Origin of the sequence: Arthrobacter sp. 135MFCol5.1 (genome assembly GCF_000374865.1) — a bacterium.
GTDB lineage: Bacteria > Actinomycetota > Actinomycetes > Actinomycetales > Micrococcaceae > Arthrobacter.
In genome coordinates this window covers 75,134-100,029 of record NZ_KB895457.1, presented here as the reverse complement: position 1 = coordinate 100,029, position 24,896 = coordinate 75,134, and the positions used below count along the sequence as shown (strand labels likewise).

The following is a 24,896-nucleotide window of genomic DNA, read 5'->3' as shown; positions in this document are numbered from 1 at the left end:
CAGGGCTTGGTGGTGGCGGCACGGTGCCGTCAGTGCATGTACAGGCCGCCGTCCACGTTCAGCGTCTGGCCGGAGATGTACCCGGCGTCCTCACCGATCAGGAAGGAGATGGCTGCCGCAACATCCCGTGTGGTGCCTACCCGGTTCACCACGAGGTCCCTGACCAGTTCATCCTTGCGTTCCTCGCTGAGGGTGCCGCCCATGATGTCGGTGTCGATCGGACCGGGCGAAATCGCGTTGACCGTGATGTCGTACTCACCCAGTTCGCGGGCGGTGGCGCGGGTAAGACCGATCACGCCGGCCTTCGCTACGGAGTACGGGGTCTTGCTGAACGTGCCGCCGCCGCGCTGGGCGGAGACCGAGGAGATGTTCACGATCCGGCCCAGCCGGTTCTTCACCATCGATTCGGCGGCCCGGCGGGTCGCGTAGTGCACGCCGTTCATGTTGATGTTGAGCACCCGATCCCATTCGCCGGCGTCGAGCTCGAGGTAGGGGACCGGGGAGCTGACGCCCGCGATGTTCGCCAGCGCAACCAGCTGCGGAAGCTCGGCCTCGATCTCGTCGATGGCGGCGCGGACCGAGGCTTCGTCGCCGATGTTGGCGCCGGCGCCGTGGGCCTTGACACCGTGCTTTTCGGCCAGTTCCTTGGCCAGGCTCTTGCTGGCGGCGTCGTCAAGGTCGATCACGCCGATGTTCCAGCCGCGTTCGGCGAGGTAGACGGCCGTGGCGCGGCCGATGCCGCGTTCAGAGACTGCGCCGGTAACAATCACGGTGCGGTCTGCGGGGAAAACTGTCATGGAATGTTCCTTCTGGTTCAGGGAGGGGCTAGGACAGCGGGGCCGGGCCCAGGTCCTCGATGAGCTTCTGCATGGCGACGTAGGCCTTGTTCCGGTAGGCAACCAAAGCTGCGGTGCGCTCAGCCGGGACGTCGAGGAAGCCGGAGCCGGTCTTGGTGCCCAGCTGGCCGGCGTCGACCTTTTCCTGCAGGATCTGCGGGGTGGCGAACCGCTCCGGGAAGCCGGTCTGCAGCGACTTGTAGCAGAACGCGTAGACGTCCAGGCCGGCCATGTCTGCGATGGCGAAGGGACCGAAGAACGGCAGCCGGAAGCCGAAGGTGGTACGGACCAGCGTGTCCACGTCCTCGGCCGTGGCGATGCCTTCCTCCACCACCTGGGCGGCTTCGTGGAAGAGGGCGTACTGGAGCCGGTTCAGCACGAAGCCGGTGACATCCTTGACGGTAGCCGTTTCCTTGCCGGTCTCCCCCACGATGGTGCGGGCGGCCTGCACGGTCGCCTCGGAGGTCCCCTCGTGCGGAATGACTTCCACGCCGGGGATGAACGGTGCCGGGTTTGAGAAGTGGACGCCCAGGAAGCGCTCCGGGTTCTCCACCACTACGGCCAGCTTGGCAATGGAAATAGTGGAGGTGTTGGAGCCAATGATGGCGTCCGGGCGCGCGGCGGCGCTGATCCGGCCCAGGGTGGCGTGCTTGATCTCGAGGACTTCCGGCACGGCCTCCTCGATGTATTCGGCGTCCGCCACCGCCTCCTCGATGTCCTTGGCTGCCCAGAGGTTTTCCTTCAGCAGGTCCGTGGCGTTGGCCGGGAAAAGACCGGCAGCCACGAATTCGTCGGATTCCTTCAGCAGGCGCTCGTAGTTGCCCTGGGCGATCTCGGCGGAGACGTCGGCGAGCGCCACGCGGGCCCCCGCAAGGGCCAGGACCTGGGCGATTCCGCCGCCCATGTAGCCGGAACCGACGACTGCGATATTACGGATGCTCATGTGGTTTCAAGTCCTTCCGACGCGCCCTCATAGGAGCAGATGGCGTCTACTTTGGCCGCGGATGCGGAGTTTTCATCGAAGCGGTAGTTGAGCCACTCGCCCACCAGCTTCTTGGCCAGTTCCAGGCCGATGACGCGCTGGCCCAGGGTCAGCACCTGCGCGTTGTTGGAGAGCACAGACCGCTCCACGGAGTAGCTGTCGTGGGCCGTCACGGCCCGGATGCCCGGTACCTTGTTGGCTGAGATGGCGACGCCCAGGCCGGTTCCGCAGATCAGGAGGGCACGGTCCGCTTCGCCGGCCGCCACCTTGCGGGCGGCGGCGACGGCCAGGTGGGGGTAGGCGGTGGTGTCGTCGGCGCCGACTCCCACATCCTCCACGGAAGCAACCCGGGGGTCCGCCTCCAGCAGTTCCCGCAGGGCGTTCTTGTATTCCACGCCTGCTTCGTCATTGCCGACGACGATGCGCCAGCCGGTTGGGGATTGCTCAGTCATAACGGTTCTCCTTCAGTGGCTTTCGATGGTGGCGGCGTAATCGGCCACCCTGCGGGCGATGAGGCCAAAGGACACAGCACCGGGGTCCGGGTGGCCCAGGCTCTTTTCGGCCAGCGGACGGGCCCTGCCCTTCTTCGGGCTGAGGCCGGCTGTCTCATCAGCGGCTTTTGCTGCCGCCTCCGCTGCCGCACTGAGGCTTGCAGCCAGGCTGCCGCCGTCGTCTATTGCCTTGGCGAAGGTTTCGGCGAACGGAAGCAGCGCATCCACCATGGTCTTGTCCCCGGCTTCCGCCTTGCCCAGGGTGACAATGGCGTCGCGGAGGGCGTTGACGGCCGCGGTCGCGTCGGCGGCCGTGTAGGCGTCCTTGCTGCCCAGCGTCCTGCCGACGGCGGTGACGGCCGCGCCCCAGAGGGCCCCGGAGGTACCGCCGGCCCGCTCGGCCCACTGCTCCCCTGCCGCCGCAAGGACTTCCTCCAGGCCGGCGCCGCCGGCGTGGGATTGCTCCGCGGCGGCTACGGCAGCGTCCACGCCGCGCCGCATGCCGATGCCGTGGTCGCCGTCCCCGGCGATGGCGTCCAGCTTTCCCAGGGCGTCTTCGTGTTCGACGACGACGGCGCGGGCCTCCTTCAGCGCGTCAACCGCGGTGGCTGCCAGGGCGGTTGAGGCCGGGGTGGCGGCCAGCGAAGTGATGGCTGCCGCCTCGGCCAGGGATTCGACGGCCCGGGCCCGGCGGCGTGCCAGGTTGCCCTTCCGGAAGGCCGGCGTGTCAGCGGGGGCGGCCCAGAACTTCTCCAGCTCGGCGTCCAGCCAGAACAGCGTGAGGGACAGGCCGGACATGTCCAGGCTGGTGACCAGCTCACCGCACTCGGGCTCGACGATCTCCAGTCCGGCCTCGGTGAGCAGGGCTTCGATCCTGCCGAACAGCAGGAAGAGTTCGTCGTACTTGACGGTCCCCAGGCCGTTGAGGATGGGTACTACCCGCTGGCTTGCGGTTTCAGGCTTGTCCTTCAGCAGGCCGTCCACCAGCAGCTTGGCCAGTTCACTGGCGGTGGGAAGCGGCTGCTCGGAGATGCCCGGTTCGCCGTGGATACCCAGCCCCACCGACATCATGCCTTCGGGCACGGTGAAGAGGGGCTCTGCTGCTCCGGGAAGGGTGCACCCCGCGAACGCCACGCCCAAGGAGCGGGTGTGGTGGTTCGCCTTGGTGGCAAGCCGCTCCACCTCGTCCAGGTCCAGTCCGGCCTCTGCCGCCGCGCCGGCAACTTTGAAGACCGTGAGGTCGCCGGCGATACCGCGGCGCTTTCCGATTTCTTCGACCGGTGCGCTGGCGATGTCGTCGGTGACCAGCACGGTCCGGGTCTGGATGCCTTCGGCGTTCAGCTTGTCCTGGGCCTGGCCGAAGTGGAGGACGTCGCCGGCATAGTTTCCGTAGCTGAGGAGGACGCCGCCGCCGGTCTGGGCTGCCTTGGCAACGCGGTAGACCTGCCCCGCGGAGGGGGAGGCAAACATGTTGCCGCAGGCGCTTCCGGCGGCGAGCCCGGCCCCCACCAGGCCGGCGAAGGCGGGGTAGTGGCCGGAGCCGCCACCGATGACCACTGCCACCTGGCCCTTGGGGGTTTCGGTGGAGCGGACAACACCGCCGTCGACACGCGCCACATACTGGCGGTTGGCGGCCACGAAGCCGTCAAGGGCGTCGTCTGCGAACTGCGCTGGATCGTCAAATATCTTTGTCATGATTCCTCGTTGAACCCGTTGGATCGGTTGGGAGCCGGCCGGCTAGCGCGCAGGGACTGCCGCGGGGGTTTGCCGGCCCTGCGCCACCAGGCTGGTGCCCAGGGCGTAGCCGTCGCGCTTGGGCAGGACCTGGCGCCGGAGGTACTCCTGGTTGGCGGCGGTGACGCTCAGGCCGTCGCCGCCGTAGTGCTCCGTGCAGATGATGCCCTGGAAGCCGACGGAGATGGCGAACTGGAACGCCTCGCGGTAGCTGATGAGGCCTGATTCCATGGGAGCCGGCATGGCGACGTACTGATTGCGGGCCTGGTTTTCATCGCGGATGTAGTTCTTGACGTGCCAGTAATTGGCGTACGGAAGGGTCTTGTGCACCAGTTCCCGCCAGTCTTCGATAGGGCGGTGCAAGCGGATCAGGTTACCCAGGTCCGGGTTCAGCCCTACGTTGGGCAGGTCGATGTCCTGGACCAGCTGCACGGAGGAATCGCCGGTGCCCAGGTACGTGTCCTCGTACATCTCCAGCGACACCAGGAGGCCAAGTTCGGCGGCGTGCTTGCCCACTTCGCGGATCCGGGTGACGGCGTTGTTCCAGCTTTCCTTGTCCCCCACCGGGTCTTTGTGGCCCTCGACGGTCCAGAACCACAGCTGCTTCTGCTGCTCGGGGGTGATGGCCTGGTGCAGCCCGATCGAGACAACCTCGCAGCCAAGCTGTGCCGCGGCTTCGAGGGTGCGGTGGGTGTAGGCCAGGTTGTCTTCCCAGTTGCCTTCCTCGATCACGCTGCGGCGGATGGCGGAGATGGAGGGAAGGCCCAGGCCGGCGGCCGTGGCGGCGGCTTTCAGTTCGTCCAGCCGGCCGCTGGAAAGATCCCCGGGACGGACCCAGCTGTCGGTGAGGTCTGCATTGGTGAAACCGGCGTCGGCCACTTCTTCGAAGACCTGCTGCCAGTCGCTGGCAGGGGCGTCCTGGACGGCGGTTCCGTCCGGCCTGGTTCCGGGGAACTGCAGCAGGGCAGCGGCGATGGGCCAGTTTTCAGCGGTGTACGGCATTGTCACTCCAGATCATGAATCGCATTTCCTATAGGATCTATGCTGTTCGCTGGCGTTGTCAAGGGGTCTTGTGGAGGCCAATGGGCCATGAGGTGGCGACCGGGGGCCGCGGGGCCGCCAGGACAGCGCCGGGCGGTACTGCTAGTTTCGCACTTCGCTGTCGTGCTGCGAGCGCTGCTTGACGCCTTCGATGTGGTCGATCATCTTCTGCCGGGCGAGCTCGGCGTCGCCGGCCTCAAAGGCTTTCAGGATCTCCGTGTGCTCGGCGATGGCGTAGTCGGCGTCCGTGACACCGAGGCCGCCGAAGAAACGGAACCGCTGCACCTGGCCGCCGAGGGCGTTGTACGCGGACAGCAGGAACTGGTTGTTCGCCGATTCGGCGATCATGCGGTGGAAGCGTTCGTCCGCTTCCCAATAAGCGCGGAACTCGGCGAACGACGGGCCGCGGGGCGCCGCTTTGAGGTCCTCGATGGCCTGCTGGAGCCGCCCGGTGAGTTGCTGGTCCGCGTGCTTGCAGGCCATGAAGGCATTGGCAGGTTCGATCACCAGCCGCGCGTCCATCAGGTCTGCAAGCTCTTCCGGGGAGAACAGGGGCGCCACCCGGTATCCGCGCAGGGCCATCCGCCGGACCATACCGGTGGCTTCCAGCCGCGCGAGCGCCTCACGGACCGGGGTCGGGGAAACGTCCAGTTCCCGGGCCATGCCATCAATGCTGACGGGGGTACCGGCTTCCAGCCGGCCGTCCATCAAGGCACCCAGGAGCGCCTCGTAAACGTGGTCGGCGAGGACCTGCCTGCTGACGCCGCCCGAGGCCTGGTTTTTGGTTGCCATGTAGAAATCCTATAGCCGGTGAACTGGCGGGAACGCTGCGGAGCCGGGTGTCCCCGGGCACACCCACGCCTGTGCCGTGCGGCCGCCACGCCGCACGGCACCAGTCCCGGCTGCGCGGTCAGGAGACCTGCAGGCCGCCGTTGATGTCGTAGGTGGCCGCAGTGATGTAACCGGCGTCCTCGCCCAGGAGGAAGGCGATCAGGGCACCCACTTCTTCCCTGGTTCCCACCCGGCCCATCATGATGCCCTCCGACATTTGGGCTTTCCGCTCGTCGCTCAGCGTGCCGCCCATGATGTCCGTGTCGATCGGGCCCGGCGCGATCGCGTTCACCGTGATGTTGTGCTCGCCCACTTCCCGGGCCAGGGCACGGGTGAAGCCCAGGATTCCTGCTTTGGAGGCACTGTATGCCACTTTGGAGTAGGTGCCGCCGCCGCGCTGGGCGGAGATGGAGGAGATGCTGACGATCCTGCCCAGTCCGCGTTCGATCATGCCTTTGAGGATGCGCTGGGACACGATGAACGTGCCGCGCATGTTGATGGCGAAGACCTTGTCCCATTCCGCCACGGTGGTCTCCATGAAGGGGGTGGGCGAACTGATTCCGGCCAGGTTGACCAGTCCCACGATGGGCGGAAGCGTCTGCTCGATCTCCGTGATGGCCCGGTCCACGGATGCTTCGTCCGACACGTCGGCTCCCACGCCGATCGCTTTGACCGCCCGGCTGGAACCGATTTCGGCGGCTGCCGCCTGGGCGTCCTCGGCATTAATATCCAGGATCGCGATGGACCAGCCCTCGCTGGCCAGCCGGTCAGCCGTGGCTCGGCCGATGCCGCGCGCCGACGCCGCACCGGTCAGGACGGCGGTGCGTTCCGCGGGGAAGATGTGCTGTGTGGTCATGGGGGTCTCCTAGTGGGTTTCGGGGGCAGGGACGGTGGCTCCGGCGGCGGAGGCACCTTCGGGCCGCTTGCGTGCGTAGAGGTAGGTGGCGGCGGCGGTCACGGCCAGGCAGGCGGCCAGGAACACCAGGCCGGTCTGACTGTTCCCCGTGGCGTCCTTGAGGATGCCCACGATGTAGGGGGCCACGAAGCCGCCCAGGTTGCCAAGGGAGTTGACCATGGCAAGGCCCGCTGCGGCCGCAGCGCCGGTGAGGGCGGCCGACGGCATGGCCAGGAAGGGTGCGATCGCCGAGTAGATCCCCATGGCCGCGAGCGTCAGGAAAACCATGGCCAGCACGGCATTGACCGGGAGCAGGTACCCGGCGCCCAGGAGGCCGACGGCGGCGAGCACCATGCTCATGCTGGCGTGCCACACACGGTTGCCGGTGCGGTCCGAGCGCTTGCTCCAGAAGTAGACGAACACGGCTGCGATGGCGTAGGGGATGAAGACGATGAATCCCACCTGGGTGGAGTCGAACGTACCAAGCGCCTTGACGATGGTGGGCAGCCAGAGCCCCAGGCCATAGATGCCGCAGACCAGGCCAAAGTACAGCGCCGAGTAGGCGATGGTGCGCGGGTCCTTCAGGCCGGCCAGGAAGTTGTGGTTGCCGGACTTCTGCTTGTCCGCCAGTTCCGCGGCCATGGTCGTAGAGAGCCATTCGCGCTCCTCCGGCTTGAGCCACTTGGCGTGTTCCGGGCGGTCCGTCATGACGAAGGGCGTGATGATGCCCAGGATGATGGCGGGGATGCCTTCAAGGATGTAGAGCCACTGCCAGCCGTGCAGGCCCGCGACGCCTTCCAGGTTCAGGAGCATGCCGGAGACGGGAGCACCGAGGGCGTTGGAGATGGGCTGGGCCAGGATGAAGATGCCAAGCACAGTCACGCGCTGCGCCGCGGGGAACCACAGGGTCAGGTAGAAGAGGATGGCCGGGAAGAAGCCGGCTTCGGCCGCTCCAAGCAGGAAGCGGATCACGTAGAAGGTGGCTTCGCCGTTGACCAGGAACATGGCCGTGGCGAAGATGCCCCAGCTGATCAGGATGCGGGCAATCCACTTGCGGGCACCGTAGCGGTACATGCCGCCGTTGCTGGGGATTTCCAGCAGGGCGTAGCCCAGGAAGAAGATGCCGGCACCCAGGCCATAGGCAGCCTCGGTGAGGCCGATGTCGCCCTGCATGCCAAGCTTGGCGAAGCCGACGTTGTTCCGGTCGAGGTAGGCGATGAAGTACAGAAGGACGATCAGGGGCATCAGCCGCCGACGGACCTTGCGGAGGGTGGTCTCGCCCAGTTCGCTGAGTGCGGGGGCGGCGGTACGGGAGCTCATCGCTGGCCTCCCGCGGTGGCGTGGGGACCTTTATGAGGGGAATGCGCGCACATAACGACTCCTTTGGCTGGCGGCATTTCGGGGGATTTTGATATCAGATGTCTGATGTCTGATGTCTGACTGCGATTCTAGCCACAGGGAGATGTGGGCGTCAACACATGCGGGAGGCTGCCCGCGGGCGGCAGGGAGAACGGCGTGCAACCCGGGTTTCACCCGGCAGTGCCTAGCGGGCAGTCGCGCCGTTTCGGCTCGAGACGGCGAGGTAGTTCTCGTAGTCCTCGAAGGTCTGGGTGATGTGGGCGTCCATTGTGGAGCGCGCCGTGGCAGGATCGCCCTCGGCGATGGCGGCAAGGACCATTTTGTGGTGGTGGATGGCGTGGCGCTGCACGTCGGGGAAGGCTGAGGTCTCGCGGCGCATGGCATACAACAGGGTGGAAAGCTGGCCCAGCAGGGCGGGGACAAACGGGTTGCCGGACGCGCGCAGCACGGTGTCATGGAACGCGATGTCGGCGACGGTCAGGGCATCGACGTCTCCGGCATTGTGCGCCGCTTCCATCTGCTCCACGCTCTCCCGCAAGGCTGCAAGGTCAGCCGGGCGATGGCGGGAGGCGGCGAGTTCCGCCGCACCGGTCTCCACCATCCGGCGGACCTCGAGCAGGCGAAGGGCCACCTGGTCGGAGGCTACTCCCCTGGAGGCCGCCTGCATGATGGCGTCCATGCCGGTCCAGCGTTCGGGCGGGTTGACGAATGTGCCGAGGCCGCGTTTGACGTACACCACGTTCTGGGCCTTCAGCACTTTCATGGCCTCCCGGGCCGTCAGCCTGCTGACCCCGGATTCCTTGGCGATGTCCGCCTCCGGCGGCAGGGCGTCGTCGGCCTTGATCTCCCCGCTGAGAATGTGCTCAAGGACCTTGTCCACGACGACGTCAACCAGCGTGCGCCGCGCCTCTGCCATCCTGCTCCCCTGCCTGGGCACCGTGGCCCCTCTTGCCATTCAACCCTACTCGACGCAGGGAGTGCGGCGACGTCGGTTACGAGACCCGCTTAAACGCCGAACGCGGGGCCATGCCCGCCCGCCCCATCTGATGGGGCGGGCGGGCATGGCCCCGCGCTGAGTGCAAGTCCCCTAGAGGGCTGCGAAAACCTCGCGCAGCAGCTTGGCGGTCTCGGACGGCGTCTTGCCGACCTTGACGCCGGCGGCCTCGAGGGCTTCCTTCTTGGCCTGGGCGGTACCGGCGGAACCGGAGACGATGGCGCCTGCGTGGCCCATGGTCTTGCCTTCGGGAGCCGTGAATCCGGCCACGTAGCCAACAACCGGCTTGGTGACGTTGGCCTTGATGAAGTCGGCAGCACGCTCTTCGGCGTCGCCGCCGATTTCACCGATCATCACGATGGCCTTGGTCTCGGGGTCAGCCTCGAACGCGGCCAGGGCGTCAATGTGGGTGGTGCCGATGATGGGGTCGCCGCCGATGCCGATGGCGGTGGAGAAGCCCAGGTCGCGCAATTCGTACATCATCTGGTAGGTCAGGGTGCCGGACTTGGAGACCAGGCCGATCGGGCCCTTGCCGGTGATGTTGGCGGGGGTGATGCCCACCAATGCTTCGCCGGGGGTGATGATGCCGGGGCAGTTCGGGCCGATGATGCGGGTGACCTGGTTGCCGTCGGCGTCCACCTTGGACTGGGCCAGCGCCCAGAATTCGGCGGAGTCCTGGACGGGAACGCCTTCGGTGATGACCACGACCAGGCCGATGCCTGCCTCGATGGCTTCGACGACCGCGTTCTTGGTGAAGGCCGGCGGCACGAAGACGATGGAGACGTCGGCGCCGGTTTCAGCCATGGCTTCCTTGACGGTGCCGTAGACGTTGATTTCCTTGTCGCCGTGCAGGACCGTGGTGCCGGCCTTGCGGGCGTTGACGCCGCCAACAATGTTGGTGCCGGCCTTGAGCATCAGGGCGGTGTGCTTGGTGCCTTCGCCGCCGGTGATGCCCTGGACGATGACCTTGGAATCCTTGTTGAGGTAGATAGACATGGTGCGTCCCTTACTTAGCTGCGTTGGCGAGCTCGGCGGCCTTGTCGGCGCCCTCGTCCATGGTGGCGGCCAGGGTTACCAGCGGGTGGTTGGCCTCGGTGAGGATGCGGCGGCCTTCCTCGACGTTGTTGCCGTCAAGGCGGACTACCAGCGGCTTGTTCGCGGAGTGGCCCAGCTCGGCCAGCGCGCCAACGATGCCCTTGGCGACGGCGTCGCAGGCGGTGATGCCGCCGAAGACGTTGACGAACACGGACTTGACCTGCTCGTCGCCCAGGATGACGTCCAGGCCGGCGGCCATGACCTCGGCGGAGGCTCCGCCGCCGATGTCCAGGAAGTTGGCGGGCTTGACGTTGCCGTGGTTTTCGCCGGCATAGGCCACGACGTCGAGGGTGGACATGACCAGGCCTGCACCGTTGCCGATGATGCCTACTTCGCCGTCGAGCTTGACGTAGTTGAGGTCCTGCGCCTTTGCCTTGGCCTCAAGGGGGTCTGCAGCATCCTTGTCCTCGAGCTGCGCGTGCTTGGCGTGCCGGAAGCCGGCGTTCTCGTCGAGGGAGACCTTGCCGTCCAGGGCGACGATGTCGCCGGCGCCGGTCTTGACGAGGGGGTTGACCTCCACCAGGGTGGCGTCTTCCTTCTTGAAGACATCCCAGAGCTTGAGGATCACGGCGGCGACCTTGCCGCGCAGTTCCTCGGCGAAGCCTGCGGCTGCGACGATCTCGTCGGCCTTGGCCTGGTCGATGCCCACGGCGGGGTCGATGGCGATCTTGGCCAGCGCTTCGGGGCGTTCGACGGCGAGCTGCTCGATTTCCATGCCGCCCTCAACCGAGCACATGGCCAGGTAGTTGCGGTTGGCCCGGTCCAGCAGGACGGAGAAGTAGTATTCCTCGGCGATGTCTGCACCCTGGGCGATCATCACCTTGTTAACGGTGTGGCCCTTGATGTCCATGCCCAGGATGTTGGTGGCGTGCTCAAGCGCTTCGTCGGCAGACTTTGCGACCTTGACGCCGCCGGCCTTGCCGCGACCGCCAACCTTGACCTGTGCCTTGACAACAGTCACGCCGCCGATCTTCTCGGCAGCTGCCTTTGCTTCTTCTGGGGTGTACGCCACGATGCCGGCAAGCACGGGTACACCGTGCGCCTCGAACATATCGCGCGCCTGGTATTCAAACAGGTCCACGGTTTAGTGTCCTTCTACGTCGAAGTAGTTTCTGTACAGTCGGACACCATCGGAAGGACGATGACCGGGCTGCGGATTGCACGCACCGGCGGCCTGTCTGGAAACGAGCCACGCGGCGTAATGCTCCATGGGGAACTCTAGTCCTTTGGAGCGGCCGGGCCGTCCCAGACTACCTCTTATGTGAGTAAGCACACTATTCTATGGGGCGTAGAAAAACCGCGGATTTACGGGGTTTTTGAGGCCCCTGCCTGCGGCGGGGCGGTGCTTTTGTCCGGTCCGGGAATCAGCTCGTAACGTTCAGTTGAAACGAAGAATCCGACGCCGGCGGAGACGTTTCCGCACGCCACACCGCCGTTGTAGGCCGAACACCGAAGTCCGTTGCGCTCCAGGTTCTGCCCGTCGGCAAGAACGGGCAGCTGCGTCAGCGGTCCTGCCTTGTTTCCCTTGGGTCCGTAGGTTGCCTCCATGGTCGTCACGCCGGAACGGCACTCGCCGTAGCGTGCACTGTCCGGCGCCAGCAGGGCTGTGCCGCCGAGGTAGCCCAGGTGGGTTCCTGCGCAATCGTCCTTGATATCGGCGGCTTTTGGCGCCGGATAGGCGGCCAATTCACAGTGGGCCACGGGGACGATGGGCAGCTTGTTGTTGGCCGCGTTGCTGTAGCTGTTCTGCTCGTACGGCAGGTTCAGGTGCTCTCCACGGGCGGAGGTCAGCGAGCAGGCGATGGTCCGGTCGGCGGTAATGAAGGAGAGGACATCGCCGCCGCTGGAGAACTGCTTCGCGTCGGCCAGCGGCGCGTTCGCCAGCTGCTCCATCGGCGGCCGCGGAGGCGGCGGGACATAGGAAGGGTCGCTGGTTGTCACCGAGCATCCGGTGCCGGCCATCAGGAATAGGGCAGCGAGCATCCCCCACGCAGTCCGTCGCATGGCCTCCATTATGCCCCGCCGCCGGCAGACGGGGCGCGCTCAGCTGCCTGCTGTTGCAGGCACCGCGGAGAGCAGGTCCCGGTATCGCCGGGAATGCGCCGCCAGTTGTTCCGGCGTCGCCCCATGCGCCCCGTGCAGGACCACGGGCTCGGCCATGTCCAGCCCGCAGAGGTGTGCGGTGGCCTCCAGGGGCCGCAGCAGCTCGGCCATGGTGAAACGGTTGTGGCCTGCTGGCGAGTACGAGGATTCCGGTCCCCCGGTTGAGGTGACAAGCTGCAGGCGCTTCCCGTGCAGCGCGTCCCCACCGGCGCCGTAGGCAAAACCGCGGGTGAGCACCTGGTCCATCCATTCCTTCAGCAGTCCGGGAACGGAATACCAGTGCCAGGGAAACTGCAGCACGATGGTGTCGTTTTCCCGAAGGTACCGCTGTTCCAGCTCGGCGTCCACGCGACGGTCAGGGTAGAGGGACGCCAGGTCCCGGACTGTGACACCATCAAGGTCCCCGATGGAGGCGGCGAGATGGGCGGTGACCCGGGATCCTGCCAAATCGGGGTGGGCAACGATGACAAGGGTGCGTTGGTTGGTCATGGAGAGTCCGTATGTCCTTCCGGTGCAGCTTCGGGTTCCGGCGCCAGGGGCCTAGTCATTGGTCAGGACGACGCGGAAGCGCGCCCGGCCGGACATCATCCGGTTGAAGCCCTCGGCTGCCTGCACGAGCGGGTAGGTTTCGATCATGGGGCGCACCCCGGTCATCGCCGCGAAGCGAAGCGCGTCCTCGGAGTCTTTCGCCGTCCCGGAGGCATGCCCGGCGATCGAGCGGCTTCCGCCCACGAGGAGGCCGGCGTCAACCGGGACTGGTTCGTGCGGGACGCCAAGGACCACGAGCCGGCCACGGGCCGCGAGCCCCGGAACGGCGGCAGACATCGCATGGGCGTCGGTGACGGTGGCGAGGACGACGGCGGCACCGCCGAGGCCCCTCAGTTCCGCGGCGACGTCGGAACTGAGGCTGTCAATGTAGTGGTGGGCGCCGAGGTCACGGGCAAAGGGTTCCTTTTCGGCGCCGCGCGCAATGGCGACGGTTTCGAATCCCATCTTGGCCGCGAACTGGACACCGAGGTGTCCCAGGCCACCCAATCCAAGGACGGCAACGAGGTCTCCCGGTCGGGCACCGCTGTGGCGCAATCCGTTGAAGGTGGTGACGCCTGCGCACATCAACGGAGCAGCTTCAGCAAGCGTGAGTGCGTCGGGGACGGCAGCGAGGGCATCAGCCGGGGCGAGGACGTACTCCGCATAGCCACCATCGGCAGTCAGCCCGGTGATTTTTCCGGCCTCGCAGGAGATGAAATCCCCGCGCCGGCATGGGTCGCACTGGAAGCACGCCCCGCCGAACCATCCGACGCCCACGCGCTGGCCGGGCGCCCACCGGGTCACACCGTCGCCCACCAGCTCGACGGTTCCGGCGACCTCGTGGCCGGGGATGCGCGGGTAGGAAGACGCCATACCTGCTCCGGGCATGGCATCACTGTGGCAGATGCCGCTGGCTGCGACCTTGATGAGTACATGTCCGTGGGGAACTTCCGGGCGATCGGTTTCAGCGAGCTGCAGGCTCGCGCCCGGAGCGGTGATGTGGACGGCTTTCATGGTGGTTGTCCTGTCAGCGGACGATCTTGAAGTTGAAGGCAGGCGTTCCGAGTGCGCCCCACAGGCGGAGCCAGACGGGCAGCAGCATTTCGGTTCCGCGCGCCGTGGTGATGTCGCCGAGGTCGATGACGTCCTGGTGGCCGAAGTCCTTCAGGAGTCCGGTGACCACGGCCTTGGCTTCGGCGTCGTTGCCGGAGACGAAGACTGATCCGGGGTCGGACAGCTGTCCGGGATAGGCCATCAAGTCCGCGTTCATGGTGTTGAGGGCCTTGACGACGCGGGCCGCGGGGAAGGCCCGCTGGATTTGCTCGGCCAGGGAATCGGTGTCCTTGACGAAGAGGGTGGGAGGCATGCCGTTGCTGAAGTCGAGCGGGTTGGCGATGTCCAGGACCACCGCGCCGTCGAGGTTTTCCGGGCCAACCTGCTCCAGCACCTCGAGCGATGCACCGCCGTTGGTTGCGTTGACGACCAGCCCTGCGCCTTCCGCCGCATCCGAGAACCGTGCCACCTTGATGGCCGGGTTCTCAGCGGCCCAGGTCCCAAAGGCCGGGTTGCCCATGGCGTCAGCTGCGGTCCGGGACATGGCGGCCGCGGGGTCGCGGGTGCCGATGGTGACGGAATGGCCGAGCTCCGCGAGGCGTGCGGCAATGGTCCGGCCAACCATTCCGGTTCCAAGTACTGCTGTCTTCATGGTGTTCTCCTGGTGATGGCGGGGCCGCCATTCAATGTGACGGATCGTTCCCAAGTTTGTGACGGATCGTTCCGTCTGTCAAACTGGGTCAGTCGGTATCGGAGCACACTGGAGGAGAATTGTGGCGCGCAGGACGGCTGAGGAAAACCGGCGCAATGTACTTGGGGTGGCCACGCGGCTGTTCTACGCCCACGGCATACGGGCCGTGGGCATGGACACCGTGGTCAAGGAGTGCGGGGTGGGCAACGCGACCGTCTACCGCCAGTTCCCCACCAAGGACGCCCTGGCCACGGCTTATGTCCAGGGCCGGGCAGACGCCTGGTTCGAGCGCATGCGTGAGGCCGCCGGCGGGCAAGGATCTCCGCAGGACAAACTCATTGCCGTGTTCGACATACTGGCCTCCGACTGCGCCGGAAGCAGCTACCGGGGGTGTCCCATGCTGAACACCAACACGGAGTTCCCCGACGGCGTGCACCCGGCCCACCTCGCCGCGGTCGCCCACAAGCAGCAGGTCCGCGACTGGTTCCACACCCTGGCGGCCGAGGCAGGGGCCGAGGAACCTGACCGGCTCGCCGAAGAACTCCTCATTGTCCTCAACGGCGCCTACGCCACGGCCGCGGTCCTGGACGGCGCGGTGTATGGGTCGCGTGCGGTGGAGATGGCCCGCCGCCTGGTGGCCGCGTCCTGCCCGGCCCGCAGTTAACGCCGCAACGGTGGATGCTCTTGGCGGGAGCCCGGGCGTCCGCCCGCTCGTCCGCCCCTAGGCGTCGAGCTTGGTCAACGGCGCGTAGCGCAGCAGCAGGCGCTTCTCGCCGACGTCGAACTTGACCTTGGCGACCGTCTTGTCCCCCGCCCCTTCGAGCGCCAGCACCGTACCGTTTCCGAAGCTGGTGTGGTTGACCTTGTCCCCCACGCTGACGGCAATGATTTCCTTCTGCGGTTGCACCCGGGTCTTGGCAAGGAACGCCGGAACGTCGGCATTGAACCCCGCGGAAGAGTCCGCCGCCGCTCCGCGGGAGGTGCCGGCGCCCCAGAAGGACCCGCTGTAACGGCCGGACCCGATGGAACCGCCGCCGGCCCACGACTGCCGGCTGGTGCCCTCACGTTTCCACTCAAGGAGCTCTGCGGGAATCTCCTCGAGGAACTGGCTGGCAGGGTTGTACTGGCTCTGGCCCCACATGCTGCGGACCTCTGAGCGGGTCACGTACAGCCGCTTGCGGGCACGGGTGAGTCCCACGTAGGCAAGCCGGCGTTCCTCTGCCAGTTCCTTGGGATCGGTGGCGGATCGCTGGTGCGGGAACAATCCATGTTCCATGCCGGTGAGGAACACCACCGGGAATTCCAGGCCCTTGGCCGTGTGCAGGGTCATCAGCGTGACCACGCCGAGACGCTTTGCCTCGGCCACGGCGGCATCGATGTCCGCGCCGGGGGCGTCCGGGATTTGATCGGCGTCGGCCACCAGCGAGACTTGCTCCAGGAACGCGGCCAGGCTGCCATCCGGGTTTTCCTGTTCATACTCGCGGACCACGGCAACCAGTTCCGCCAGGTTTTCCACGCGGGATTCGTCCTGGGGATCGGTGCTGGAGCGCAGCGCGGCCAGGTATCCGGTCTGTTCCAGGACAGCTTCGAGTGCGGCGGCGGCGCCGGACCCCACCGCCACTTCGGCGAGGTCGTCCAGCATCTTCACGAAGCTCTGGACGGCATTGACGGACCGGGTGGCCATCCCGGGTGCCTGGTCGGCGCGCCGGGCGGCTGCCATGAAGGAGGTCCGCTCACGCTCGGCCAGCGCTGCCACCGCACCTTCGGCGCGGTCGCCGATGCCGCGTTTTGGCTCGTTCAGCACCCGGCGGAGATTGACGTCGTCGTCCGGGTTCACCAGTACCCGAAGGTACGCCAGGGCGTCCTTGATTTCCTTGCGTTCGTAGAAGCGCGTGCCGCCCACCACTTTGTAGGGCAAGCCCACGCGCACCAGCACATCCTCAATGGAGCGGGACTGGGCATTGGTCCGGTAGAAGATGGCAACATCACCGGGCCGCAGGTTGTCTTCGTCCTGGAGCCGGTCGATCTCCTTGGCGATGAACTGCGCTTCGTCGTGCTCGTTCTCGCCCACGTATCCGATGATTTTGTGGCCTTCGCCCTCGGCCGTCCAGAGCCGCTTTTCGGGCCGGTTGGGGTTGCGCGAGATGACCGAGTTGGCGGCGCTCAGGATGTTCTGGGTGGAGCGGTAGTTTTGCTCCAGCTTGATGGTCCGGGCTTCGGGGTAGTCCTTTTCGAATTCCACGATGTTGCGGATGTCAGCGCCGCGGAAGGCGTAGATGGACTGGTCGGAATCGCCCACCACGGTCAGTTCCGAGGCGCCCGGCCCTTCGCCCACAATTTCGCGCACCAGCGCGTACTGGGCGTGGTTGGTGTCCTGGTATTCGTCCACCAGGACGTGGCGGAACCGGCGGCGGTAGGACTCTGCCAAGGCCGGGAAGGCACGGAACATGTAGACGGTTTCGGCGATGAGGTCGTCAAAGTCCATCGCGTTGGCCTGCCGGAGGCGCTGGGTATAACCCTTGTAGACGTCCGCAACGGCGTGCTCGAACGGATCGTTGTAGTTGGCCTCGGAGGCAAAGGAGTCGGCGTCGATGAGCTCGTTCTTCAGCGCGGAGATCTTGTGCTGTATGGCTTTGGGCGCAAACTTCTTGGGGTCCAGGTCAAGGGACTTGGAGACCTGGGTAACCAGCCGCAGGGAGTCGGCGGAGTCGTAAATGGAGAAGTTCGATTTCAGCCCGACGTTGGCCGCCTCCTGCCGCAGGATGCGCACGCAGGACGAGTGGAACGTGGAGATCCACATGATCTTGGCGCGTCCGCCCACCAGCGCTTCGATGCGCTCCCGCATTTCGGCGGCCGCTTTGTTGGTGAAGGTAATGGCCAGGATTTCGCCGTGGTGGGCTCGACCGGTGGCGATCAGGTAGGCGATCCGGTTACTGAGCACGCGGGTCTTGCCTGATCCTGCACCGGCGACGATCAGCAGCGCCGGGCCTGCGTGCTTGACCGCCTCTTCCTGCTGCGGGTTCAACCCCTCCAGCAAGGCTGCGGCATCCGGGCGGTGGCCCCGGGAATGCCCTTCCGGTGCCTGTCCTGCGCGCACGCCTCCCCCGCCCCCGGGGACCGCAACGGCGCCTTCGGAGGGCGACTTGGTGCGGGCGGTGGTGGCAGGAGCGGCCTTGAACGGCCCGTCAGAGTATGGGTCAAACAACATATCCATGGTGCCTACAAGTCTAGGCGGTGGGACTGACACCGCCTTCCAGGCTGTGGATTACTGGCTGTGTGCCCGCGGTGGTGCTACGCCACCGAGCCTGACAGGAGGGCCGCACGCAGCTCCCGGACCGCCGCCGTTCCTCCTGCGATGAACCACTCCAGCCCGTTGACGTGGACGGTGTCCACGGCCCCGCCGGCTGCAAGAACGATCGCCTTGCCCGGCAGCCAGTCCCACTCCGGGCAGCTGTGCTGGAACCAGCACCCCAATTGGCCGTCCGCCACCCGGCCAAGGTCGCAGGAACCCGAGCCCAGCATGCGGAGGGACGCTGCGGACGTTGCCGCGGCGTGCCACGGCATGGCGCACAGGGGATCCATCAGCCACGTGGGGTGGATGTAGGTGGCGGCGCCGAGTTCGGCCACGGGAGTGGTGTTCCGCTTGCCGCTGTCGTCGGCGAAGACGGTGAGCGCTTCGCCGTTACGGGTGGCAGGCCGGTCCCGGCCGCCGACCCAGAGTTTGTCCTCCTCCGGCTGGAAGACGGCGCCGAGCAACACGTCGGCGGAATCCTTGAGCGCTATGGCTGAACACCAGTAAGTGGAGCCATGCAGGAAGTTGTAGGTGCCGTCCACGGGGTCGATCACCCAGGTCCGCCCGCTGGTCCCTTGGACGGACGCGCCCTCCTCGCCCAGGATGCCGTCGTCCGGCCGGCAGCGCCGCAATTGCTCCAGCACGTAGGCCTCCGCGGCGTGGTCGGCCGCAGTCACCACGTCCGAGACGGAGGTCTTCTGTTCCGATTCCAGGCCGGCCATGCGCATGAGGAGCGCCAGCTGTCCGGCTTCACGGACCAGCGCCGCCGCCAGCTCGTAGTCGTCCAATGCGGGGTCAAGAACAGCTGCGCTGTGTCGGCCAGTGGTCATGGGTTCAGTTTATGGGGCGGGATAATGGTGCCATGGCCAAAACCCCTGCCCAGCGGATCAAGAAGCACGGCGCCAACGCGGTTGTGCCGCAGCATCACCTGCCACCGGTGGTCAACCCCTCCACCGCGCGCACGCCGGAGAAGGCGCAAGGCAACAGCAACCTCATTGTCATAGCCGGCGTAGTGGCCAGCCTGTTCCTGTTCTGGTACCTGCACCTGCTGACCCTGACCCAGATGACGCAGCTCTCCCAGGAGATGGCCATGCCGGATTCTCTGGTGGGCGGCTTCGATGCCGGCTACATCAGCCGTCTGCAGGAGGTCATGGACAGCGACGCCCTGGGCCAGCTGAGCTACGTCCACAAAACCGCAGGGACGCTCTTCCCGCTGATTTTTGGCTTTACCTGGCTTCTCCTCATCGGCACCAACGTGGCGCGGAAGGCGCTCCGCTGGGCATTGTGGGCTTTGCCCATGCTGTTCGTGGTGGTCCGGTTGGGCGGCAACGTGGCCATTGACGCCATGATGGCTTCCAGCGGACCCGACGCCGGCCAGGTTGCCCTGGCGTCCGGCCTCACCGTTGCCGGCTGGTTCCTTCTGGTGCTGAGCCTCCTGGCCGGGGCCGCGGCGGTGTTCCTCAACAGGCGGGAACGGAAAGAGCGTTAGGCAGCTGCTGCCCTGGCGCGCGCTGCCCGCCGTTCCTTCCGGTGCCACCGCACCCGCTGCGCAATGACCAACCCGGCGGCGGCCATGCCCACCGTCACCGGATAGCCCATCAGCCGTTCCAGCGTGCCGGGCTCGGGCACGTCCATGCGGGTCAGGCCGCCGGTCGCCACGGCCGCCAGCGACACGCCTCCGCAGACCATCAGGAACCACGCCATGCCGGTCTGCCGCCGCCACAGGAAGCCCAGGACCAGCAGGGCACACCCGCCGGCCAGGAAGTAGGTTATGGCCCCCACGTAATGCAAGGGTGAGCCGGCGTCTTCCGGGACCAGGCCCACCACCACGGTCCCTGCCCCCGCGGCCCCGGTCAGCACCCGCACCCACACGGCGGCCAGCAGCGGCTTCCGGTGTCCATGGTCAACCCGGGCACCATGCCGTGCCGCGACGCACAGCAACCCCGAGCTCAGCAGCACCGCACCCAGCAGCAGTCCAAGGCCCTGGAGGACGAACGAGCCGTTCATCAGCCAGTTCAGCGGCGAGCACACCTGCCGCCCGGCATGGACGCCGCAGTGCAGCGCACCAAGGTCGCTGATGTAGCCGGTCCGGAGGTCATACGGACGCGGGCCGGCCCAGGCGATGGCCACCACCGCCTCGGCGAGGAAGTACTGCAGCACGCTCAGCACGGACCAGGCACCGATGTAGTGCCGGGTGGACGCGGTGTCCGGCAGGTAGGCGGCAGCGGGAGCGGCAGTCGGGGCTGGACTCATGCTTTGAGCGTAGTACGGCCCGGCACCTTGTATGCTTGTAACCGTGTTCGGACCAGCCGGCCTCGCCGCTTGCCGAATGCCCGCCCTCGTAGCTCAGTGGATAGAGCACGGCTCTCCTAAAGCCGGTGTCGTTGGTTCGATTCCAATCGAGGGCACTTGAACCTCAGTTCCCGGCAGTCCCGCCTTCGCGCCTACCTCCTGGGCGCCCCGGCGGACAATCCCGCCGCCCCGGAGCGGCCGGGCCGCTGGCGGGTGGAGCGTGACCTGCTGGACAGGTCGGACGGCACCCGCGGAACCTTTACCGGCGTCGTGCTCTACACCCCAACGGACGACGACGGCCTGGCCCTTCGAGAGGAAGGCACCATGCGCTGGCCTGCTTTCACCGGCCCCGCCTCACGGGAGTACGTGCTGAAGGCGTCCCCGAGGAAGGACGCCCTGGACGTGTTCTTTCCGGGTGGCCGCCCGTTCCACCGGATGAGCTTTACCCCTGACGCCAGCCAGGACGCGCACTGGTGCGACCCCGATACCTACCGCGTGACCTACACCTGCCTTGGCCCTGGTTCCTTCACCTACAGCTGGGACGTGACGGGCCCCCGCAAGGACCTGCTGCTGGTCTCACGCCTTGTCCGGGAGGAGCCGTGAAGGATCGCATTGTGGTGTCCGCCGTCTGTGTGTTCGATGACGCCGGGCGGCTCCTGACCGTCCGGAAACGCGGCACGGCCATGTTCATGCACCCCGGCGGCAAACCGGAGCCGGGTGAAACCGCCGTTCAAGCCGCAGCCCGCGAGCTGGCCGAGGAGGTGGGGATCGTGGTCCCGCCGCAGGAGCTGGAACTAATGGGGGTCTGGGTGGCCGATGCCGCCAACGAGGCCGCCACCGACATCGAGGCAACCGTTTTCCTCGCCCCGGGTACCTGGCAGGCCAACCCGGCCGCGGAGATCGCCGAGATCCGTTGGCTGGACTGCTCCGGGAGGGACGGCGCATCCCTCCCGGCGGACCTCGCACCGCTGCTCACGGACCACATCCTGCCCGTGCTGGCCGCGCGGCCGCTCCGCCGCTAGAACTCAGGGACGGCTTCCTCCGCGACGGCGGTGGCTTCGGCGAACTGGGTCCGGTAGAGCTCCGAGTAGCGGCCGCCCGCGGCCAGGAGCTCGGTATGGGTTCCGCGTTCGACAATCCGGCCGTCTTCCACCACCAGGATGGCGTCGGCGGCACGCACGGTGGAGAGCCGGTGGGCGATCACGACGGCGGTCCGACCCTCGAGCGCGGCGCCCAGGGCCGCCTGGACAGCGGCTTCGTTCGTCGAGTCCAGTGCTGCGGTGGCCTCGTCCAGGATGACCACCCGCGGCTGGGCGATCAGCAGGCGCGCGATGGTCAACCGCTGGCGTTCACCACCTGAGAGCCGGTAGCCCCGCTCCCCCACCACGGTGTCCAGTCCGTCCGGCAGGGACCGGATCATGCCTTCGAGCCGCGCCTGCCGGAGCACGTCCCACATGTCCTTCTCGGTGGCGTCCGGCCGGGCCAGGCGCAGGTTGGAGGCGATGGACTCGTGGAACAGGTGCCCGTCCTGGGTCACCATGCCCAAGGTGTCGCGCAGGGAATCGAAGGTGGTGTCCCGCACGTCCAGGCCGGACCCCGGCCTGGTACCGCCCAGCCGCACCGCGCCCGAATCGACGTCGTACAGCCGTGACAGCAGCTGGGCGATCGTGGACTTGCCCGCCCCGGAGGAGCCCACCAGTGCCACCGTCTGGCCAGGCTCCACCCGGAAGCTGATGCCGTGCAGCACTTCCTCGCCGCCGCGGGTGTCCAGCGTTGAGACTTCTTCGAGCGATGCAAGGGAGACCTTGTCCGCCGACGGGTATGCGAAGCGGACGTTGTCGAATTCGACCGACACAGGACCGGCAGGCACGGGCACGGCGTCCGGTTTCTGCTGGATGAGCGGCTTCAGGTCAAGGATTTCAAACACGCGTTCAAAGCTCACCAGCGCACTCATGACCTCCACGCGGGCGTTGGACAGCGCGGTAAGCGGGGCGTAGAGCCTGGTCAGGAGCAGCGCCAGGACCACCACGTCACCGGGCGCCAGTTGTCCGCCAAGGGCAAGCCAGCCGCCCAGGCCGTACACCAGGGCCAGCGCCAGTGCGGACACCAGGGTCAGGGCCGTGACGAACGTGAACTGCAGCATGGCCATCCGGACGCCGATGTCGCGTACGCGGCCGGCCCGGGCGGCAAACTCCCGGGACTCTTCGTCCGGGCGGCCGAACAGCTTGACCAAGGTGGCACCCGGTGCGGAGAACCGCTCCGTCATCTGAGTGCCCATGGCGGCGTTGTGAGCTGCGGCTTCGCGGCGCAGGTCTGCCAGTTTGGAGCCCATGCGCCGGGCCGGGATCAGGAAGATCGGCAGCAGCACCATGGCGAGGACGGTCACCAGCCAGGACCGGTTGAGCATTACGGCCAGCGTCAGGATCAGCGCCACCGAGTTGCTCACGACGCCGGAGAGGGTTCCGGCGAAAGCGGACTGTGCCCCGATGACGTCATTGTTGAGGCGGCTGACCAGGGCTCCCGTCCGGGTGCGGGTGAAGAAGGCAATGGGCATCCGCTGCACGTGGTCGAAGACCCGGGTGCGCAGGTCAACGATGACGCCTTCGCCGATGGTCGAGGACAGCCAGCGGGTCAACAGGCCCACTCCGGCCTCCGCGACGGCGACGATGGCAATCAGGACCGCCAGCCAGATCACCGTGCCGGCGGCGGCCTTGGCGATGATGGCGTCAACCACCTGGCCGGCGAGTACCGGGGTTGCGACGGCAAGGATCGCCGCGACGATGGAGGACAGCACAAAGGCGATGAGCTTGCCCTTGTGCGGGGCGGCGAAGGCCAGCACCCGTTTCAGGGTTTCCTTGGAGAACGGCTGCGAGCCGCTCTTGGCGGTGCTGATGTTATAGAGCGAGCTCCAGGCCACGCGGTCCATGCTCATGGTTATTTCTCCTGGCTTGCAGTGTGGTGGAGCTCCTGGACCTTGCCGTCTTCCAGGTGCCACCGTGAGTCGAGCCGAACATTTTCGAGCAGCCTGCGGTCGTGGGTGACCAGCAACAGGGCGCCGTCGTAGCTTTCCAGGGCCTCTTCCAGTTGCTCAATGGCGGGCAGGTCCAGGTGGTTGGTGGGTTCGTCCAGGACCAGCAGGTTCACCCCGCGGGCCTGGAGCAGCGCCAAAGCTGCCCGGGTCCGTTCTCCGGGCGACAGGGAATCCACGCTCCGGGACGTGTGGTCCGCCTTGAGGCCGAACTTGGCCAGGAGGGTGCGGACGTCGGCGCTGTTCCAATCGGCCAGGACGGCCTCCACGGCGTCGCCCAGGGGCCGGGCACCGTCAAGCAGCCCGCGGGCCTGGTCAATTTCGCCGACGGCGACGGAGGCACCCATGGAGGCTTCGCCGTCGTCCGGTTCCTGGGTGCCCAGCAGCAGCCGCAACAAGGTCGACTTCCCGGCGCCGTTGGGCCCGGTAATCCCGATGCGTTCCCCGCCGTTGAGCTGGAGGTTCACCGGGCCCAGCGTGAAGTCCCCCTGGCGGGCCACCACCCCGCGCAACGTGGCGACGACGGCGCTGGAGCGGGGTGCCTGGCCGATGCTGAACTGGAGCTGCCACTCCTTGCGGGGCTCCTCCACCACGTCCAGCCGGGCAATGCGGGACTCCATTTGCCGGACCTTTTGGGCCTGCTTCTCCGAGGACTCCGTGCTGGCGGCGCGGCGGATCTTGTCGTTGTCCGGGCTCTTCTTCATGGCGTTCCGGACGCCTTGGGAGCTCCACTCGCGCTGGGTCCGTGCACGGGACACCAGGTCTGCCTTGGTGGCGGCAAAGTCCTCGTACTTCTCGCGGGCGTGCCGGCGGGCCACCGCGCGTTCCTCGAGGAAGGCGTCGTAGCCGCCGTCGTAAACGGCCACGCTGTTCTGGGCAAGGTCCAGCTCGACCACGCGCGTCACACAGCGGGCCAGGAACTCACGGTCGTGGCTGACCAGCACCACGCCGCCGCGAAGCCCCTGGACGAAGTTTTCCAGGGTGGCCAAACCGGCGAGGTCCAGATCGTTCGTGGGCTCATCGAGCAGCACCACGTCGAACCGGCTCAGCAGCAGCGCGGCAAGGGCGACCCGGGCGGCCTGGCCGCCCGACAGTCCGGTCATCAGCGCATCCGGGCCGGCGTCCAGCCCGAGGTCGGCGAGCGCAGCCGGAATGCGGTCATCGAGGTCCGCAGCGCCGGAGGCCATCCAGCGGTCGAACGCCCGTGAGTAGGCATCGTCGGCCCCGGGTTCGCCGGAACCCAGGCCCTCCGCGGTGGTTTCCATCTGCAGGGTCGCTTCCGCGCAGCCGGTCCGGCGGGCAATGTAGCCGGCCACGGTCTCACCGGAGAGGCGTTCGTGCTCCTGCGGCAGCCAGCCAACGAAGGCGTCGGCCGGGGCCAGGCTGATCGAACCGTCCTGCGGCTGGTCCACGCCGGCGAGGAGGCGCAACAGGGTGGACTTCCCGGCGCCGTTTGCTCCCACCACCCCGACGACGTCGCCCGGGGCGACCGTCAGCGAAAGCCCGGAGAAGAGCACACGGTGGCCGTGGCCGCCGGAAACATCCTTGGCAACGAGGGTTGCAGTCATTGATTCGTCCTTTCGCCACTGCCCGGGCAGCCAATATGCGGCCGGCGCAGCAGCGGTTACGGGGCCGCGGCGCCGCTGGGGCT

24 protein-coding genes and 1 tRNA gene are annotated in these 24,896 nt (G+C 67.0%); 5 read left to right on the top strand and 20 right to left on the bottom strand.

The features are described 5' to 3' along the window. Window positions 1-29: 29 nt before the first annotated feature. From C563_RS0111410 to C563_RS0111340, 15 genes are all read right to left on the bottom strand, one after another. Window positions 30-797, bottom strand: coding sequence for an SDR family NAD(P)-dependent oxidoreductase (locus C563_RS0111410; protein WP_018762185.1), 768 nt, complete (start codon window positions 795-797; stop codon window positions 30-32). A 28-nt stretch (window positions 798-825) separates the two neighbouring features. Then, window positions 826-1,779 (bottom strand): 3-hydroxyacyl-CoA dehydrogenase family protein, encoded by a 954-nt coding sequence (locus C563_RS0111405; RefSeq protein WP_018762184.1) that lies wholly within the window; start codon window positions 1,777-1,779, stop codon window positions 826-828. Next, window positions 1,776-2,270: a ribose-5-phosphate isomerase gene (locus C563_RS0111400; protein ID WP_018762183.1), complete on the bottom strand. Its 495-nt coding sequence runs from the start codon at window positions 2,268-2,270 to the stop codon at window positions 1,776-1,778. Before C563_RS0111400 ends, C563_RS0111405 begins: the two co-directional genes overlap by 4 nt. A 12-nt stretch (window positions 2,271-2,282) precedes the next feature. Then, window positions 2,283-4,004, bottom strand: coding sequence for a dihydroxyacetone kinase family protein (locus C563_RS0111395; RefSeq protein ID WP_018762182.1), 1,722 nt, complete (start codon window positions 4,002-4,004; stop codon window positions 2,283-2,285). A gap of 42 nt (window positions 4,005-4,046) precedes the next feature. Beyond that, entirely contained in the window at window positions 4,047-5,045 is a 999-nt protein-coding gene (locus C563_RS0111390) for a sugar phosphate isomerase/epimerase family protein (protein ID WP_018762181.1), read from the bottom strand. Window positions 5,046-5,186: 141 nt separating this feature from the next. Next, complete coding sequence (locus tag C563_RS0111385; RefSeq protein WP_018762180.1) at window positions 5,187-5,876, bottom strand: GntR family transcriptional regulator; 690 nt, start codon at window positions 5,874-5,876, stop codon at window positions 5,187-5,189. A gap of 118 nt (window positions 5,877-5,994) precedes the next feature. Continuing rightward, complete coding sequence (locus C563_RS0111380; protein WP_018762179.1) at window positions 5,995-6,771, bottom strand: SDR family NAD(P)-dependent oxidoreductase; 777 nt, start codon at window positions 6,769-6,771, stop codon at window positions 5,995-5,997. A gap of 9 nt (window positions 6,772-6,780) precedes the next feature. After that, the gene (locus tag C563_RS0111375) at window positions 6,781-8,130 is read right to left on the bottom strand and encodes an MFS transporter (protein WP_018762178.1); all 1,350 of its coding nucleotides are present in this window, start codon (window positions 8,128-8,130) and stop codon (window positions 6,781-6,783) included. Between the two features lie 223 nt (window positions 8,131-8,353). Beyond that, a complete protein-coding gene (locus C563_RS0111370) occupies window positions 8,354-9,085 on the bottom strand; it encodes a FadR/GntR family transcriptional regulator (RefSeq protein WP_018762177.1) in 732 nt (243 codons plus the stop codon). Between the two features lie 171 nt (window positions 9,086-9,256). Next, entirely contained in the window at window positions 9,257-10,159 is a 903-nt protein-coding gene (gene sucD / locus C563_RS0111365) for a succinate--CoA ligase subunit alpha (protein ID WP_018762176.1), read from the bottom strand. Between the two features lie 10 nt (window positions 10,160-10,169). Next, a complete protein-coding gene (gene sucC, locus C563_RS0111360; protein ID WP_018762175.1) occupies window positions 10,170-11,339 on the bottom strand; it encodes an ADP-forming succinate--CoA ligase subunit beta in 1,170 nt (389 codons plus the stop codon). A gap of 224 nt (window positions 11,340-11,563) precedes the next feature. Further along, window positions 11,564-12,271: a hypothetical protein gene (locus C563_RS0111355; RefSeq protein WP_231369879.1), complete on the bottom strand. Its 708-nt coding sequence runs from the start codon at window positions 12,269-12,271 to the stop codon at window positions 11,564-11,566. A 30-nt stretch (window positions 12,272-12,301) separates the two neighbouring features. Next, window positions 12,302-12,850 (bottom strand): NAD(P)H-dependent oxidoreductase, encoded by a 549-nt coding sequence (locus C563_RS0111350; RefSeq protein ID WP_018762173.1) that lies wholly within the window; start codon window positions 12,848-12,850, stop codon window positions 12,302-12,304. A gap of 51 nt (window positions 12,851-12,901) precedes the next feature. Continuing rightward, window positions 12,902-13,903, bottom strand: a complete 1,002-nt coding sequence (locus tag C563_RS0111345) for an alcohol dehydrogenase catalytic domain-containing protein (protein WP_018762172.1) — start codon at window positions 13,901-13,903, stop codon at window positions 12,902-12,904. Window positions 13,904-13,916: 13 nt separating this feature from the next. Beyond that, a complete protein-coding gene (locus C563_RS0111340) occupies window positions 13,917-14,594 on the bottom strand; it encodes an NADPH-dependent F420 reductase (RefSeq protein WP_018762171.1) in 678 nt (225 codons plus the stop codon). Window positions 14,595-14,715: 121 nt separating this feature from the next. On the opposite strand from C563_RS0111340, the gene C563_RS0111335 reads away from it, so the two are divergent. Beyond that, window positions 14,716-15,297, top strand: a complete 582-nt coding sequence (locus C563_RS0111335; RefSeq protein WP_043424075.1) for a TetR/AcrR family transcriptional regulator — start codon at window positions 14,716-14,718, stop codon at window positions 15,295-15,297. 57 nt (window positions 15,298-15,354) lie between these two features. On the opposite strand, the gene pcrA is transcribed toward C563_RS0111335, so the two are convergent. Further along, window positions 15,355-17,847, bottom strand: a complete 2,493-nt coding sequence (gene pcrA, locus C563_RS0111330; protein WP_043424073.1) for a DNA helicase PcrA — start codon at window positions 17,845-17,847, stop codon at window positions 15,355-15,357. Window positions 17,848-17,924: 77 nt separating this feature from the next. Beyond that, on the bottom strand, window positions 17,925-18,755 hold the full coding sequence (locus tag C563_RS0111325) for an inositol monophosphatase family protein (protein WP_026264699.1): 831 nt from the start codon (window positions 18,753-18,755) through the stop codon (window positions 17,925-17,927). Between the two features lie 32 nt (window positions 18,756-18,787). Here C563_RS0111325 and C563_RS0111320 point away from each other — a divergent pair, with 32 nt between their 5' ends. Beyond that, window positions 18,788-19,414, top strand: a complete 627-nt coding sequence (locus C563_RS0111320; protein WP_018762167.1) for a hypothetical protein — start codon at window positions 18,788-18,790, stop codon at window positions 19,412-19,414. Here the strand turns inward: C563_RS0111320 and C563_RS0111315 are convergent. After that, window positions 19,411-20,178 (bottom strand): DUF998 domain-containing protein, encoded by a 768-nt coding sequence (locus C563_RS0111315; RefSeq protein WP_018762166.1) that lies wholly within the window; start codon window positions 20,176-20,178, stop codon window positions 19,411-19,413. The two genes, C563_RS0111320 and C563_RS0111315, sit on opposite strands and share 4 nt — an antisense overlap. 82 nt (window positions 20,179-20,260) lie before the next feature. On the opposite strand from C563_RS0111315, the gene C563_RS0111310 reads away from it, so the two are divergent. The 3 genes from C563_RS0111310 (at window position 20,261) to C563_RS0111300 (ending at window position 21,239) form a co-directional block, all read left to right on the top strand. Beyond that, window positions 20,261-20,333, top strand: a tRNA-Arg gene (locus C563_RS0111310). Window position 20,334: 1 nt separating this feature from the next. Further along, on the top strand, window positions 20,335-20,820 hold the full coding sequence (locus C563_RS0111305) for a DUF6314 family protein (RefSeq protein ID WP_018762165.1): 486 nt from the start codon (window positions 20,335-20,337) through the stop codon (window positions 20,818-20,820). Further along, window positions 20,817-21,239 (top strand): NUDIX hydrolase, encoded by a 423-nt coding sequence (locus tag C563_RS0111300; RefSeq protein ID WP_018762164.1) that lies wholly within the window; start codon window positions 20,817-20,819, stop codon window positions 21,237-21,239. Before C563_RS0111305 ends, C563_RS0111300 begins: the two co-directional genes overlap by 4 nt. Here the strand turns inward: C563_RS0111300 and C563_RS0111295 are convergent. Next, a complete protein-coding gene (locus C563_RS0111295; protein WP_018762163.1) occupies window positions 21,236-23,149 on the bottom strand; it encodes an ABC transporter ATP-binding protein in 1,914 nt (637 codons plus the stop codon). The genes C563_RS0111300 and C563_RS0111295 overlap by 4 nt on opposite strands. Window positions 23,150-23,151: 2 nt before the next feature. Beyond that, on the bottom strand, window positions 23,152-24,813 hold the full coding sequence (locus C563_RS0111290) for an ABC-F family ATP-binding cassette domain-containing protein (RefSeq protein WP_018762162.1): 1,662 nt from the start codon (window positions 24,811-24,813) through the stop codon (window positions 23,152-23,154). Window positions 24,814-24,896: the final 83 nt, after the last annotated feature.

What these genes read in the sequence shown, in the direction of transcription:
- C563_RS0111410 (WP_018762185.1), bottom strand. Translation starts at nt 797, where the DNA reads ATGACAGTTTTCCCCGCAGACCGCACCGTGATTGTTACCGGCGCAGTC.
- C563_RS0111405 (WP_018762184.1), bottom strand. Translation starts at nt 1,779, where the DNA reads ATGAGCATCCGTAATATCGCAGTCGTCGGTTCCGGCTACATGGGCGGC.
- C563_RS0111400 (WP_018762183.1), bottom strand. Translation starts at nt 2,270, where the DNA reads ATGACTGAGCAATCCCCAACCGGCTGGCGCATCGTCGTCGGCAATGAC.
- C563_RS0111395 (WP_018762182.1), bottom strand. Translation starts at nt 4,004, where the DNA reads ATGACAAAGATATTTGACGATCCAGCGCAGTTCGCAGACGACGCCCTT.
- C563_RS0111390 (WP_018762181.1), bottom strand. Translation starts at nt 5,045, where the DNA reads ATGCCGTACACCGCTGAAAACTGGCCCATCGCCGCTGCCCTGCTGCAG.
- C563_RS0111385 (WP_018762180.1), bottom strand. Translation starts at nt 5,876, where the DNA reads ATGGCAACCAAAAACCAGGCCTCGGGCGGCGTCAGCAGGCAGGTCCTC.
- C563_RS0111380 (WP_018762179.1), bottom strand. Translation starts at nt 6,771, where the DNA reads ATGACCACACAGCACATCTTCCCCGCGGAACGCACCGCCGTCCTGACC.
- C563_RS0111375 (WP_018762178.1), bottom strand. Translation starts at nt 8,130, where the DNA reads ATGAGCTCCCGTACCGCCGCCCCCGCACTCAGCGAACTGGGCGAGACC.
- C563_RS0111370 (WP_018762177.1), bottom strand. Translation starts at nt 9,085, where the DNA reads ATGGCAGAGGCGCGGCGCACGCTGGTTGACGTCGTCGTGGACAAGGTC.
- sucD (WP_018762176.1), bottom strand. Translation starts at nt 10,159, where the DNA reads ATGTCTATCTACCTCAACAAGGATTCCAAGGTCATCGTCCAGGGCATC.
- C563_RS0111355 (WP_231369879.1), bottom strand. Translation starts at nt 12,271, where the DNA reads ATGGAGGCCATGCGACGGACTGCGTGGGGGATGCTCGCTGCCCTATTC.
- C563_RS0111350 (WP_018762173.1), bottom strand. Translation starts at nt 12,850, where the DNA reads ATGACCAACCAACGCACCCTTGTCATCGTTGCCCACCCCGATTTGGCA.
- C563_RS0111345 (WP_018762172.1), bottom strand. Translation starts at nt 13,903, where the DNA reads ATGAAAGCCGTCCACATCACCGCTCCGGGCGCGAGCCTGCAGCTCGCT.
- C563_RS0111340 (WP_018762171.1), bottom strand. Translation starts at nt 14,594, where the DNA reads ATGAAGACAGCAGTACTTGGAACCGGAATGGTTGGCCGGACCATTGCC.
- pcrA (WP_043424073.1), bottom strand. Translation starts at nt 17,847, where the DNA reads ATGGATATGTTGTTTGACCCATACTCTGACGGGCCGTTCAAGGCCGCT.
- C563_RS0111325 (WP_026264699.1), bottom strand. Translation starts at nt 18,755, where the DNA reads ATGACCACTGGCCGACACAGCGCAGCTGTTCTTGACCCCGCATTGGAC.
- C563_RS0111320 (WP_018762167.1), top strand. Translation starts at nt 18,788, where the DNA reads ATGGCCAAAACCCCTGCCCAGCGGATCAAGAAGCACGGCGCCAACGCG.
- C563_RS0111315 (WP_018762166.1), bottom strand. Translation starts at nt 20,178, where the DNA reads ATGAGTCCAGCCCCGACTGCCGCTCCCGCTGCCGCCTACCTGCCGGAC.
- C563_RS0111295 (WP_018762163.1), bottom strand. Translation starts at nt 23,149, where the DNA reads ATGAGCATGGACCGCGTGGCCTGGAGCTCGCTCTATAACATCAGCACC.
- C563_RS0111290 (WP_018762162.1), bottom strand. Translation starts at nt 24,813, where the DNA reads ATGACTGCAACCCTCGTTGCCAAGGATGTTTCCGGCGGCCACGGCCAC.